The organism is Polymorphospora sp. NPDC050346, assembly GCF_040655695.1.
GTDB classification, from domain to species: domain Bacteria; phylum Actinomycetota; class Actinomycetes; order Mycobacteriales; family Micromonosporaceae; genus Polymorphospora; species Polymorphospora lycopeni.
The window spans coordinates 300,723-313,000 of sequence record NZ_JBFAKM010000001.1 but is presented as its reverse complement, the minus strand read 5'-3'; the positions used below and the strand labels follow the sequence as shown (position 1 = coordinate 313,000).

Here is a 12,278-nt window from a genome sequence, read left to right as displayed (position 1 = left end):
TCCCGCCCCGCTCGCGTTTTCCCGGCGTTCGGGCGTCGTCGTTGGTTCCCGTCCCGCCCCGCCCGCGTGTTCCCGCCGGTCAGGCGTCGTCGGCGGTGACCGGCCCGGCCGGGTTCACCAGGTCGGGCGCGGTCCAGCCGTTGAGGTCGTACTCCGACAGGCAGCTGTCGACCAGGTCGAGCATGTGGCCGGCGAGCCCGGCCGCGGTGCCCTTCTTCAGCGTCTGGACCCGGGTCTCCTCGGCGTTGCCGGCGTGGCTGCGCTCGTAGAGCTCGTGCCGGCCGGCGAACTCGCTGCCGACGGAGTCCCACAGCAGCTTCATCACCTTGACCCGGTCGACCGCCGTGTGCCCGTGCGAGCCGCGCAGGTAGCGGTCCAGGTACGGGCGGATCTCCTCGGCGTGGAAGTCGGCCACGTTGGAGTTCAGGTAGATCAGCCCGCTGCCGGCGGTGTGCTGGACCAGTTCGCGGACCTTGCCGTACGCGATCGGCGCGAGCACCCGGTACGTCAGCGCGTACTCCTCGTTGGGCTGGACGAAGCCGCCCGCCCACGGCCGGGACCGTTCGATCATCGCGTCCGACAGCGCCCACATCAGGTGCCGCCAGACCATCACCTCGCCGATGTTGGCCTGCACGCTGCGGAAGTCCGAGGTGCCGTTGATCTCGACCGCCTTGATCAGCAGGCCGCAGATGAAGTCGAGCTTGACCGCCAGCCGGGTCACCCCGTGCAGGGTGAACCGGGGCAGGAAGCCGGAGTTGTGGAAGAACGTGTTGGCCTTCTCGGCGTCGCCGTAGACCAGAACGTTCTCCCACGGGATCAGCGCGGAGTCGAAGACGATCACCGCGTCGTTCTCGTCCATCCGGCTGGCCAGCGGATAGTCGAACGGGCTGCCGGTGCGGGCCGCGGTCATCTCGTACGAGGCACGGCAGAGCAGCTTGACCCCGGGGGTGTCCATCGGGGCGAGGAACACCACCGCGAACGGCTTCTCCTTGATCGGCAGGCCGTGGTGGGCGATGAAGTTGTAGTGGGTCAGCGCCGACCCGGTGGCGACCACCTTCGCGCCGCTGACGATGAGGCCGGCGTCGGTCTCCCGCTCGACGTGCACGTAGACGTCGGCGACCTCGTCGGGCCGGCGGTGCCGGTCCACCGGCGGATGCACCAGGGCGTGGTTGACGTGCAGCACCCGCTGCTGGGCCCGCCGGTACCAGGCCCGGGCGTTGTCGGCGTACGGCGCGTAGAAGTCGGCGTTGGCGCCCAGCGTGGCCAGGAACGACGCCTTGTAGTCCGGGGAGCGGCCGAGCCAGCCGTAGCAGTGCCGCTGCCAGGCGGCGATCGCGTCCCGGGAGCGGCGCAGCTCGTCGACGTCGCGCGGCGCGCGGAAGAAGCGGTGCGTGAACCCGCCGGACCCGGTGTCGGTCGGCATGGTCAGCACGTCGCGCTCGGCCTCGCCGTGCAGCGCGTCGTAGAGCCGGGCGACCATCCGGGCGTTGTTGCGGAAGGCCGGATGGCTGGTGACGTCCTTCACCCGCTCGCCGTAGATCCACACCTCCCGGCCGTCCCGCAGGCTCTCCAGGTACTCCGCGCCGGTGAACGGCCGCTCGTCACTGCCGGGTAGCGTCACGGCGCACCTCCTGCGTCGGCCGCCTGCGTGGCGGCGGTCTGGTTTGCGGCCGCGGGCGCGGCGGTGTGGTCTAGGCCGGTCGCTGACGCGGCGGTGTGGTCTAGGTCGGCCGCTGACGCGGCGGTGTGGTCTAGGTCGGCCGCTGACGCGGCGGTGTGGTCTAGGTCGGCCGCTGACGCGGCGGTGTGACCGGGGCCGGCGGCCGCGTTGCGGTTCCGGACAAGGCGGGCCAGCCGGCGTACGCCCTCGGTGATCTGGTCGGGCGGCAGCGCGCTGCACGCCAGCCGGAGCTGGTGGGTGCCGCCGCCACCGGCGTAGAAGTAGCTCATCGGCGTCCACAGCACCTGGTAGTCGGCGGCGGACCGGGCCAGTAGCTCCTCGTCGGCCGGAAAGGGCAGGTCGAGTACGACGAAGAAGCCGCCGGCCGGCGAGTGCCACGACACCCCGTGCTCGGCGCGGCGGTCCGGCGGGAACTCGGCGGCCAACCGGTGCAGCAGGTGGCGCATGTTGTCGCGGTAGAACCGGGTCCGGTCCTCGTTGAGGGCGTCCAGCCGGCAGCCGGACCGGACCAGCATCCCGCCGATGACCGCCTGGGCGATCGCCGACGTGTTGACCGTGATCATGCTGCGGATCAGGCCGAGTTGGTCGGCCAGCAGCGTCTGCCGGCCGTCGCTCGTGCGTACCGTCTGGTCTGCGATGACGTAGCCGACCCGGGCGCCGGGGAAGCAGGTCTTGGCGAAGGTGCCGATGTGCACGACGTGACCGGTGGTGTCCAGCGCCTTCAGTGCCGGCAGGCGGTCCTGCGGCGCGGCGAGGAAGCCGTACGGGTCGTCCTCGACGAGGAGCAGCCGCTGCTCGCGGGCCACGGCCAGCAGGGCCTCGCGGTCCGGTGTGGACATCGTGTGCCCGGAGGGGTTGGCGAAGTTCGGCACGACGTACAGGGCGCGCGGGGTGCGGCCGGCGGCCCGGACCCGGGCGGCCGTCGCGGCCACGTCGGCGGGACGCAGCCCGCCGGGCCCCTCGGGTACGCCCACCACGGTGACGTCGAGCAGGCTGGCCGCGCCGAGCATCCCGATGTAGCACGGGGTCGGCACCAGCAGCACGTCGTCGGGGCCGGCGCACAGCGCGCGGGCGGTGATGAACATGCCCTCCTGCGCCCCGGTGACCACGACCACCGACTCCGGGTCGACGACCAGCCCGGTGTCGTTGGCGACCGTACGCGCCACCAGTTCGTGGATGTGCCCGGCGGTGCGGCCGTACTGGAACAGGTGCCGGGTCACCGCCGCGTCGTCGAGCCCTTCGGCCCGCAGGTGGCGGACGTACTCGTCGACGAGACCGGTGATCTCGCCGGGGTCGAAGAACCCGTCGTACGGCCGCCCGGCGGCCAGCGAGATCGCGGCCGGGTGCCGGGAGGCGATCTCGTTGAGGAAGGTGGCCGATTCGATGACCGGGTCGGAGAGCGCGGCGCACAGGTCGGCGGCGCGCAGTTCGAGCCGTCCGTCCGCCGCCGTGGCGACCCGCGTGGCGGTCATTTGCGGTCGGGTGCCCCGGCGGTGAGCCGGTCGTGTTCGACGGCGGCGTACAGGGCGCGGATGTTGCCGCTGCCGAACGTACGGGCCTGGCGGCGCTCGATGATCTCGTAGAACAGCGTGCCCCGGGGGTGCCGCGACTGGGTGAAGATCTGCAACAGGTGTCCCCAGTGGTCGTTGTCGAGCAGCACGTCCAGCTCGCGCAGCGGCGAGATGAGGTCTTCCAGGTGGGGCAGCCGCTCCGCCAGCATCGGGTAGTAGCTGTCCGGCGCGGTCAGGAAGGTGATCGACCGGTCCCGCAGCGTCGGCACGGCGACGGTGATGTCCTCGGTGAGGAACGCGAGGTGCTGCACGCCGGGGCCGCCGTGGTCGGCGACGAACGCGTCGATCTGGCCGGGGGCGCGGCTGGTGTCCGGTTCGATCAGGGTCAGCGTGATGTCGGTGTGCCGGTTCTGCACCACGATCGAGTTCATCGCCTGGTCGCCGACCTCGATCTTCTCCTCGAAGATCGTCTGGAGGCCGAAGACCCGGCTGTAGAACTCGACGGTCGGTGCCAGTTCCCCGGCCGGGACGCACATGGCGACGTGGTCGATGAGGGTGAGCAGCGCTCCGTCGCGGGACGCGGGCGGGGCGGGCTCGAGCCGCTGGACCAGCGAGTGCACCAGGTCGCCCGGGCCGGCCACGACGGCGACCAGGCCGGGAGTGCCGTCCGGCAGCGTCCGGACCGCGGGCGCGGCGAGCGACTGGCCGCCGCGGCGCAGCGCCGTCGCGTACGCCTCGGCGGCGTCGGCGACACCGAACGCGATGTCGCGTACGCCGTCGCCGTGCCGTTCGACGTACCGGGCGGCGCTGTCGTCGGCGGAGCCGGGGGTGATCAGCAGCCGGATGTCGCCCTGGGCGAGCAGGACGCGGCCTCCGCCGGCAGGGTCGTCCACCGGCCGGGCGGTGCAGCCCATGCCGTCGCGGAAGTACGCCACCAGCCGGTCGGGCTGGTCGGTGCACAGTTCGACGTGGTCGATGCCGGCGGGGTCCATCAGCGGGTCGCCTTCTTGCGTCGGATGAACATCATGCCGTCGCGCACACTGGCCAGCACGCAGACGAGGTCGGGCCGGGCGACGACGGTGTCGTTGAACCGGCGGATGCCCTCGGTGGCCGGCTCGTTGTCCTCCGGGTCGAGCACCGCGCCGCTCCAGAGCACGTTGTCGGCGACCACGACGCCGTCCTCGGACAGCAGCGGGAGCACCAGATCCAGGTATTCCGGGAAGTGCCGCTGATCGGCGTCGAGAAGCACGAAGTCGTACGGGCCGGTAAGCGTGGAAACAGTTTCCAGCGCCGGTCCGACGCGTACGGAAATGCGATCCCCGTAACCGGCGGCGGCAATGTGCTTACGCGCGATGTCAGCGTGTTCCTGACTGATCTCGCAGGTGGTGATCTCGGCGTCCGGCGGCAGTACCTCGATCATCGACAGCGAGGAGTAGCCGGTGAACGTGCCGACCTCCAGAACACGCTTCGGTTGCAGCGTGAGCAGAAAGAACTGGAGGAAGCGCGCCTCGACCGGGCCGATCATCATGTGCGGCCGCTCGCAGCGGGCCCGCGTTTCGGCGGCTAGGTCGAGCAGGTGGTCCGGATCTGCCGTGGTATGGGCGGCGGCATATTCCTCGACGCCCGGTATGGTAATCACCTTCACGCGACCGAAGTTAGTGCCGGTCGCGGACGTCGGACAACACATCTTTCAGGCGGTGGCAACAAGTCCGTGCGCTATTTGTGGGCACAGTTGCACGCTGGTTGGGCGCTATTGACCCTAATCTGTCGGTCAAGCAGTATGGCGCGTACCTAGGGGGTGCGTATGGCCGAGCCGCGCTGGCGTCAGTTGGGACTCCGGACGGTGCAACTCGCCGGCATCGTCACCGGTCACGCGGTGGCGTCGGTCCCGGCGGTGGTCCGGGTCGCGCCCCGCGGCCGGAAGGCGGTCCGCGAGGCGTTGTGGACCCGGCTGCGTGGCCTGCTCACCGCGATGGGGGCCAGCTACATCAAGGGCGCCCAGTTGCTCAGCACCCGGCAGGACCTCCTGGATCCCGCCCTGTGCGAGTCGCTGAGCAAGCTCCAGGACCGGGTGCCGGCGATGTCGGACCGGCAGGTGCGGGAGACGGTGGAGAAGGCGTACGCCGGCGGGGACTGGCCGTTCGCGGAGTTCGACTGGGAGCCGCTGGCCAGCGGGAGCATCGCCTGCGTCTACCGGGCCCGGCTGCTCGACGGCACGGACGTGGCGGTGAAGGTGCGCCGGCCCGGGCTGGCCTGGCGGATGACCGCCGACTTCGGGCTGATGGCGACGGGTGCCGGCGTGATCCAGCGGATTCCGGGCTTCGCCCGGCTGCCGGCCGTCACGATGGTCCGGCAGATCCGCGAGGCGGTGCTCGGCCAGCTCGACTTCGCCGCCGAGGCCGACGCGCTCAACCTGCTGCGGGCCAACCTGGGCGACCTGACCTACCTGCGGGTCCCGGCACCGGTGGCGGACGCCAGCCGGGAGGGCGTCCTGGTGATGGAGTTCGTGCCCGGACTGCGCCGGTTCCGGCGCGACGAACTCGCCCCGGAGGTCGCCGAGCTGGCGGTACGCCGGGTGCTCCAGTGCGTCTACCGGATGCTGTTCATCGACGGTGTGGTGCACTGCGACCTGCACCCGGGCAACCTCTACCTCGACGAGGAGGGCGAGGTCGTGCTGCTCGACGCGGGCTTCGTCGTGCACCTCACGCCGCGGGTACGCAAGCTGTTCGCCGAGTTCTTCTTCAACATGTCGCGCGGCAACGGGCGGCAGTGCGCGTCCATCGTGGAACGCAGCGCGCGCAACGAGGCCGGTACGGCCGACCTGGAGCGTTTCCGGGCCGGCATCATCGATCTGGTCGAGGGCGCGCATGCCAAGCCGGCGGGGGAGTTCCAGCTCGCCCCGTTCGCGGCCACCCTGTTCGACCTCCAGCGTCGGTGCGGGCTCTTCGCCGCGCCCGAGTTCGTCTTCCCGCTGCTGTCGCTGCTGGTCCTCGAGGGCATGATCAACGAGTTCGACGCAGACGTCGACTTCCAGGCCGAGGCCAAGCCGGTGCTGATCCGGGCGCTGCTGACCGCCATCCCGAAGGAGAAGGCCGCCTGACAAGCTCGTCAAGCGGCCGGGGCACCCGTGTCAGGCCGGTACGGCGACCACCAGCAGCAGCCCGCCACGGACCCGGCCGGCGCGGACCACCCGCAGCCCGGCCGCCTCCACCAGCCGCCGTGTCGTCGGCTGGTCGTGGTGTGCCGGCAGTTCGCCGAACACCCGCAGCAGACGCCGGGACCAGGCCGGCGGCGGGGTGTGTTCGGCGAGCACGAACCGGCCCTGCGGGGCCAGGGCCCGGGCCACCTCGCGCAGCCCGGCGGGCTGGTCCGACCAGTGCCCGAACGACGTCGTGCTCAGCACCAGGTCGACCGTGCCGTCGCCGACCGGCAACTGTTCGGCGGTGCCGGTGAGCAGGGTCGCTTCGGGCAGTTTGGTCCGGGCGACCCGGATCATCTCCGACGCCGGGTCGATACCGGTCAGGTGGGCCGCCGGCCACCGTAGCGCGACCCGGTGCAGCAGGCGGCCGGTCCCGCAGCCGATGTCGAGCACGGTGCGCGGGGACACCCCGTCGAGGGCGTCGAGGACGTCGTCGTCGGCGCGGCGGCAGCCGAACTGGCCGGGGTGGCGGTCGTAGCGGTCGGCGATCCGGTTGAAGTTCGCCACCGATCCGGGGTCGGCCATCAGTGCCGCCCCTCGCCGAACCGCCGCCCGGTGGGGCGTACGGCGAGGTCGGCCCGACCCCGCCGGTGGGTCCACCGCGGATACCGCCGGATCGTGCAGGGCTTGCGACCGGTCACTCGGTTCCTCCCTGGGCTCGACGGCCGGGCCGGTGCCGCACGGCCGTACCGCCCAGGCGACGCAGGTCGCCTGGGCGGCAGGTGTCAACGCTTACGGTGAAGGTCAGGCCTTCGCCGGGGCGCTGGTGAGGGTGCTGGCGGTACGCGCCCACTCCGCGGCGACTTCCTGGCTGGCCACGAAGTCCTCGTTGCGGGCGTTGAAGTCGCCGCTGACGTACTGGCCGACGATCTTGCGGGTGGCCAGCATGTACATGATCGGCTCGCTGTCCGGGTTGGCCTTGTCGTACATGCCGACCCGGTCGCCGGGGGCCATCTCGCCGACGGCGCCGATCGGCGGCAGGGCGCCGAACAGACCCGAGATGTTGATCGGGTCCTTGTTGATCAGGGTCTTGCCCTGCTCGAGGAGCTGCAGCTCGAAGAACACGTTGAAGTAGCCCTTGAACCGCGTCGCGAACTCCTCCGGGGCGAAGGTCATTTCCTCGCCCATGGTCGGGAGCTGCGGGTTGATGGTGAAGAGGAACTCACCGAGGTGCTCGCTGTGGCCCCGCAGGTTCATCTGCAGGATCTGGACGATGATCTTGTTCGGGTCCTCGCGCAGCGGGAAGCTGCGGTTGACGACGAACCAGCCGTCGGCCTCGATCGTCTCGGTGTCGCCGGCGATCTCGATCACGGCGTCGGTCCAGAGGTGCAGGTAGTCGGTACCACCGGGCGGGAAGTAGTTCTGGGACATGCTGGGCTCCTCTGCTAGGAGTACGGCAACTGCTTCATAAGAATATAGTGACGACCCTCTCGGTCAAGAGGTTCGTCGATGCCTGGCGTCCCGTTGATCGCCAGATCCCAGCGTTGAAGTGCAGAAACGTCGCCGATCGGTGGTCCGAAATCGTGGTTGAGAATTATGTAGTGAGGGTCAACGGCGGGTGCTGCGGTGGTAGGCGGCGGCCGTCAGTGGCACGAACACCGCGCAGATGACGGCGGTCCAGACGAGAGCCCGGACCGCGCTCGTGCCGACCGGCTGGTCCAGCAGGAGCGCGCGGATGGCGTCGATGAACGCGGTCAGCGGCTGGTTGGCCGCGAACGCCTGGATCGGCCCGGGCATGCTCGCCACCGGGACGAACGCGCTGCTGATCAGGGTGAGCGGGAACAGCAGGCTGAGGCCGAGGGTTTCCACCATCTCCACCCCGCCGGCCAGCAGCGCCACCAGTGCGGTGACCCAGGCCATGGCGAAGGCGACCAGGAGCAGCAGGCTGATGGCACCCAGCCAGTCCAGCGGCCCACCGGTCGGGCGGAAGCCGACGAGCAGGCCGGTGAGCACCATGGCCAGCAGCACCACCAGGCTGCGTACCAGGCCGGCCAGGGTGTGCCCGGCCAGCACCGAGGCCCGGGCGATCGGCATCGACCGGAACCGGTCCAGGGTGCCGCCGTGCAGGTCGCGGGCGAGGCTGGAGCCGATGGTGACCGCGCCGAGGGTGGCCGTCTGCACCAGGATGCCGGGCACCATGAAGTCGGCGTAGCTCCCGTCGACGCCGGTGTCGACCGCACCGCCGAAGACGAACCGGAACATCAGGACCAGCAGCACCGGCTCGATGATGGAGAAGATCAGCAGCGCCGGCCGGCGGCGCATCTGGATCAGGTTGCGCCGGGCGAGTACGACGACCTCGTCGACCCGGTTGCCCACCGAGCGCAGCCGGTTCGCGGCGTACGGCGGGGGTGGCGGGCCGCTCCGGGGGCCGGCGGCGGAGCGGGGTGGCGGGGTTGGCGGGGCCGGGGTCGCCGCACCCGGGGCCCCGGCCGGTGTCGTCGATTGCTGCACGGAGTCGCTCCCTGTGGTCGTCGCGGATCGCGCCCGGTCGCTGCCCATTCAAGTTCCGTCAACCGGCGGTTACGACGGCATCCGTCAGCTCGTTGACGGATTCGTCGTACGGTTGCCGGTACGCGTGCCCTCGGCGTGGGAAGCGTTGGCAGCAAAGCGATCCGGGGTGCCCCCGGGCAGACTTGACCAGACCTCGGTAGAGCGTTCGACTGCTTGTCAAGTGATTGACAGGGTCCGTGTCCGGATGTAAACCTGTCGATGGCCGGGCGATTCCTTGTCAATGACAGACACCCGGACTCTTCCCATCGGTAGTCCGCCAAGTGGTAGGTGAACCGTGACCGGAATCCACAACGATACGGATGTGAAGCTCGTTCGCTGGCCGGCGGAGGAAGTCCGGCGGGAACGGTACAAGGCCCTGGGTATACCCAGGCTGCTGGTGGTGGAGGGCGGCTGCCGGCCACCACTGTGCAGCGACGCCAAGGAGGACTGGGTGCGCGCCCCGGTCAGCCGCACGGACCTGGAAGCCCGGATGGCCACCCTGCGCGCGAAGGCATGGGTGGACAGCGTTCCGCAGATCGACCCCGTCGGCGTGCTGCGCTACGGCGGCCGGTCCTGCGCGATCTCGCCGACCGAGGCCGACATCCTGGAATGCCTGACCCGCAACTTCGGCGAGGTCGTGTCGCGCGGCGAGCTGCTGCGCTGCCTTCCGGAACGCCCCGCGCTGAGCCGGCGCAACGCGCTGGATCTGCACATCATGCGGGTCCGTCGCCGGATCGGCCCGCTGAACCTGGCCATCCGCACCGTGTGGGGCCAGGGCTACCTCCTGGAACTCGTCAAGTGACGCGCCGGCGCGGCTGACGGCGTACCGGCCCCTGCGGATTCGTGTCGAGGAGCAGAGATGTTCGAGCGGTTCACCGACCGAGCGCGACGGGTTGTCGTCCTGGCTCAGGAAGAAGCCCGGATGCTCAACCACAACTACATCGGCACGGAGCACATCCTGCTCGGCCTCATCCACGAGGGCGGCGGGGTGGCCACGAAGGCCCTCCAGGGCCTCGGTATCTCCCTGGAAGGTGTCCGACACCAGATCGAGGAGATCGTCGGGCAGGGGCAGCAGTCGCCGAGTGGACACATCCCGTTCACGCCGCGGGCGAAGAAGGTCCTGGAGCTGTCGCTGCGTGAGGCGCTGCAGCTCGGGCACAACCACATCGGCACGGAGCACATCCTGCTCGGGCTGATCCGGGAGGGTGAGGGCGTCGCCGCCCAGGTGCTGGTCAAGCTCGGCGGGGACTTCAACCGGGTCCGCGACCAGGTGACCAAGCTGCTCTCCGGGGAGGGCCGAGAGGCGATCACCCCCGGTGCGCACGCCCAGGAGACCGGGGTGCAGGTCAGCCCGGTGCTGGACCAGTTCGGTCGTAACCTGACCCAGGCCGCCCGGGAGGGCAAGCTGGACCCGGTCGTCGAGCGGGACCGCGAGATCGAGCGGGTCATGCAGGTCCTCTGCCGGCGTACGAAGAACAACCCGGTGCTGACGGGCGAACCGGGGGTCGGCAAGACCGCGGTGGTCGAGGGCCTGGCCCAGAAGATCATCAAGGGTGAGGTGCCGGAGACGCTGAAGGACAAGCAGCTCTACACGCTTGATCTGGGTGCTCTGGTCGCGGGTTCGCGGTATCGGGGTGATTTCGAGGAGCGCTTGAAGAAGGTGCTCAAGGAGATCCGTACCCGGGGTGACATCATCCTGTTCATCGACGAGATTCACACGTTGGTCGGTGCGGGTGCGGCGGAGGGTGCGATCGACGCGGCGTCCATTCTGAAGCCGATGCTGGCCCGTGGTGAGTTGCAGACGATCGGTGCGACGACGCTGGACGAGTACCGCAAGTATGTGGAGAAGGACGCGGCGTTGGAGCGGCGGTTCCAGCCGATCCAGGTGGGTGAGCCGTCGCTGGCGCACACGATCGAGATCCTGAAGGGCCTGCGGGACCGTTACGAGGCGCATCACCGGGTGACGATCACCGACGCGGCGTTGGTGGCCGCGGCGACCCTGGCGGACCGGTACATCTCGGATCGGTTCCTGCCGGACAAGGCGATCGACCTGATCGACGAGGCGGGTGCGCGGATGCGGATCCGTCGGATGACGGCGCCGCCGGATCTGCGGGACTTCGACGAGCGGATCGCGCAGGTGCGTCGGGACAAGGAGTCCGCGATCGACGCGCAGGACTTCGAGCGGGCGGCGCAGTTGCGGGACAAGGAGAAGCAGCTGCTGGGTCAGAAGGCGCAGCGGGAGAAGGAGTGGAAGGCCGGGGACCTGGACGTGGTGTCCGAGGTCGACGATGAGCAGATCGCCGAGGTTCTGGCGAACTGGACCGGTATTCCGGTGTACAAGCTGACCGAGGAGGAGACTTCCCGGCTGCTGCGTATGGAGGCCGAGCTGCACAAGCGGGTCATCGGTCAGGAGGACGCGGTCAAGGCGGTCTCGAAGGCGATCCGTCGTACCCGTGCCGGGTTGAAGGACCCGAAGCGTCCTTCGGGTTCGTTCATCTTCGCCGGCCCGTCCGGGGTTGGTAAGACGGAGCTGTCGAAGGCTTTGGCGGAGTTCCTGTTCGGTAGTGAGGACGCGCTCATCCAGTTGGACATGAGTGAGTTCCATGACCGGTACACGGTGTCGCGGCTGGTGGGTGCGCCTCCGGGGTATGTCGGCTATGACGAGGGTGGGCAGTTGACGGAGAAGGTCCGTCGTCGGCCGTTCTCGGTGGTGTTGTTCGATGAGATCGAGAAGGCTCATCCGGATGTGTTCAACACGTTGTTGCAGATCCTGGAGGATGGTCGGTTGACCGATGGTCAGGGTCGGATCGTGGACTTCAAGAACACGGTGATCATCCTGACGACGAACCTGGGTACGCGGGATGTGGCGAAGGCTGCGTCTCTTGGTTTCCAGGCTTCTGAGGACTCGGAGTCGAACTACGAGCGGATGAAGACGAAGGTCAACGATGAGTTGAAGCAGCATTTCCGGCCGGAGTTCCTGAACCGGATCGATGACACGATCGTGTTCCATCAGTTGCGGCAGACGGAGATCCTTTCGATTGTGGACATCATGATCGGTCGGATCGAGACGCAGTTGCGGAACAAGGACATGAGCATGGAGTTGACCGACGACGCCAAGCGGTATCTGGCGAAGAAGGGGTTCGACCCTGTGTTGGGTGCGCGTCCGTTGCGTCGGACGATCCAGCGTGACATCGAGGACAACCTGTCCGAGCGGATCCTGTTCAACGAGCTGAAGCCGGGCCAGATCGTCGTCATCGACTGCGAAGGCGACCCCGACGATCTCGACGGCGCCCAACTCGTGATGCGCGGCACCGAGCAGCCGGTGGAGACCGTACCCACCGCCGCCAGCACCCCGGGCGAGCCGGGCTAGGGACGCCACCGACCTCCGCGAGCGATC

Annotated in this window: 10 protein-coding genes; 3 read left to right on the top strand and 7 right to left on the bottom strand. The window is 69.3% G+C overall.

Translation table 11 applies throughout. The annotated features are described in order from the left end of the window. Positions 1 to 79 precede the first annotated feature (79 nt). Genes AB0I42_RS01275 through AB0I42_RS01260 form a run of 4 tightly spaced genes read right to left on the bottom strand, consistent with a single transcriptional unit; the run spans position 80 to position 4,879 of the window. Positions 80 to 1,621, bottom strand: coding sequence for a 4-hydroxyphenylacetate 3-hydroxylase N-terminal domain-containing protein (locus tag AB0I42_RS01275; protein ID WP_357533035.1), 1,542 nt, complete (start codon positions 1,619 to 1,621; stop codon positions 80 to 82). Then, positions 1,618 to 3,153 (bottom strand): PLP-dependent aminotransferase family protein, encoded by a 1,536-nt coding sequence (locus tag AB0I42_RS01270; RefSeq protein ID WP_357533033.1) that lies wholly within the window; start codon positions 3,151 to 3,153, stop codon positions 1,618 to 1,620. The genes AB0I42_RS01275 and AB0I42_RS01270 overlap by 4 nt, the downstream gene beginning before the upstream one ends. Next, entirely contained in the window at positions 3,150 to 4,184 is a 1,035-nt protein-coding gene (gene hppD, locus AB0I42_RS01265; RefSeq protein WP_357533031.1) for a 4-hydroxyphenylpyruvate dioxygenase, read from the bottom strand. The genes AB0I42_RS01270 and hppD overlap by 4 nt, the downstream gene beginning before the upstream one ends. Continuing rightward, positions 4,184 to 4,879 carry an O-methyltransferase gene (locus tag AB0I42_RS01260; protein WP_357533029.1) on the bottom strand — a complete coding sequence of 232 codons (696 nt, stop codon included), beginning with the start codon at positions 4,877 to 4,879 and terminating at the stop codon, positions 4,184 to 4,186. The genes hppD and AB0I42_RS01260 overlap by 1 nt, the downstream gene beginning before the upstream one ends. A gap of 117 nt (positions 4,880 to 4,996) precedes the next feature. On the opposite strand from AB0I42_RS01260, the gene AB0I42_RS01255 reads away from it, so the two are divergent. Next, positions 4,997 to 6,292: an AarF/UbiB family protein gene (locus tag AB0I42_RS01255; RefSeq protein WP_357533027.1), complete on the top strand. Its 1,296-nt coding sequence runs from the start codon at positions 4,997 to 4,999 to the stop codon at positions 6,290 to 6,292. 30 nt (positions 6,293 to 6,322) lie between these two features. Here the strand turns inward: AB0I42_RS01255 and AB0I42_RS01250 are convergent, their stop codons facing one another. From AB0I42_RS01250 to AB0I42_RS01240, 3 genes are all read right to left on the bottom strand, one after another. Continuing rightward, the gene (locus AB0I42_RS01250; RefSeq protein ID WP_357533025.1) at positions 6,323 to 6,916 is read right to left on the bottom strand and encodes a methyltransferase domain-containing protein; all 594 of its coding nucleotides are present in this window, start codon (positions 6,914 to 6,916) and stop codon (positions 6,323 to 6,325) included. A 219-nt stretch (positions 6,917 to 7,135) separates the two neighbouring features. Further along, on the bottom strand, positions 7,136 to 7,762 hold the full coding sequence (locus tag AB0I42_RS01245; protein ID WP_357533023.1) for a DUF6073 family protein: 627 nt from the start codon (positions 7,760 to 7,762) through the stop codon (positions 7,136 to 7,138). Positions 7,763 to 7,939: 177 nt separating this feature from the next. Further along, complete coding sequence (locus AB0I42_RS01240) at positions 7,940 to 8,842, bottom strand: ABC transporter permease (RefSeq protein WP_357533021.1); 903 nt, start codon at positions 8,840 to 8,842, stop codon at positions 7,940 to 7,942. 334 nt (positions 8,843 to 9,176) lie between these two features. On the opposite strand from AB0I42_RS01240, the gene AB0I42_RS01235 reads away from it, so the two are divergent. Together AB0I42_RS01235 and AB0I42_RS01230 are read left to right on the top strand one after the other, a co-directional pair. Next, entirely contained in the window at positions 9,177 to 9,683 is a 507-nt protein-coding gene (locus AB0I42_RS01235; RefSeq protein ID WP_357533019.1) for a winged helix-turn-helix domain-containing protein, read from the top strand. A gap of 57 nt (positions 9,684 to 9,740) precedes the next feature. Beyond that, complete coding sequence (locus tag AB0I42_RS01230; RefSeq protein ID WP_357533017.1) at positions 9,741 to 12,251, top strand: ATP-dependent Clp protease ATP-binding subunit; 2,511 nt, start codon at positions 9,741 to 9,743, stop codon at positions 12,249 to 12,251. Positions 12,252 to 12,278 lie beyond the last annotated feature (27 nt).

Coding starts and splice junctions, on each gene's coding strand:
- AB0I42_RS01270 (WP_357533033.1), bottom strand. CDS start 3,153: ATGACCGCCACGCGGGTCGCCACGGCGGCGGACGGACGGCTCGAACTG.
- AB0I42_RS01255 (WP_357533027.1), top strand. CDS start 4,997: ATGGCCGAGCCGCGCTGGCGTCAGTTGGGACTCCGGACGGTGCAACTC.
- AB0I42_RS01245 (WP_357533023.1), bottom strand. CDS start 7,762: ATGTCCCAGAACTACTTCCCGCCCGGTGGTACCGACTACCTGCACCTC.
- hppD (WP_357533031.1), bottom strand. CDS start 4,184: ATGGACCCCGCCGGCATCGACCACGTCGAACTGTGCACCGACCAGCCC.
- AB0I42_RS01250 (WP_357533025.1), bottom strand. CDS start 6,916: ATGGCCGACCCCGGATCGGTGGCGAACTTCAACCGGATCGCCGACCGC.
- AB0I42_RS01230 (WP_357533017.1), top strand. CDS start 9,741: ATGTTCGAGCGGTTCACCGACCGAGCGCGACGGGTTGTCGTCCTGGCT.
- AB0I42_RS01260 (WP_357533029.1), bottom strand. CDS start 4,879: ATGTGTTGTCCGACGTCCGCGACCGGCACTAACTTCGGTCGCGTGAAG.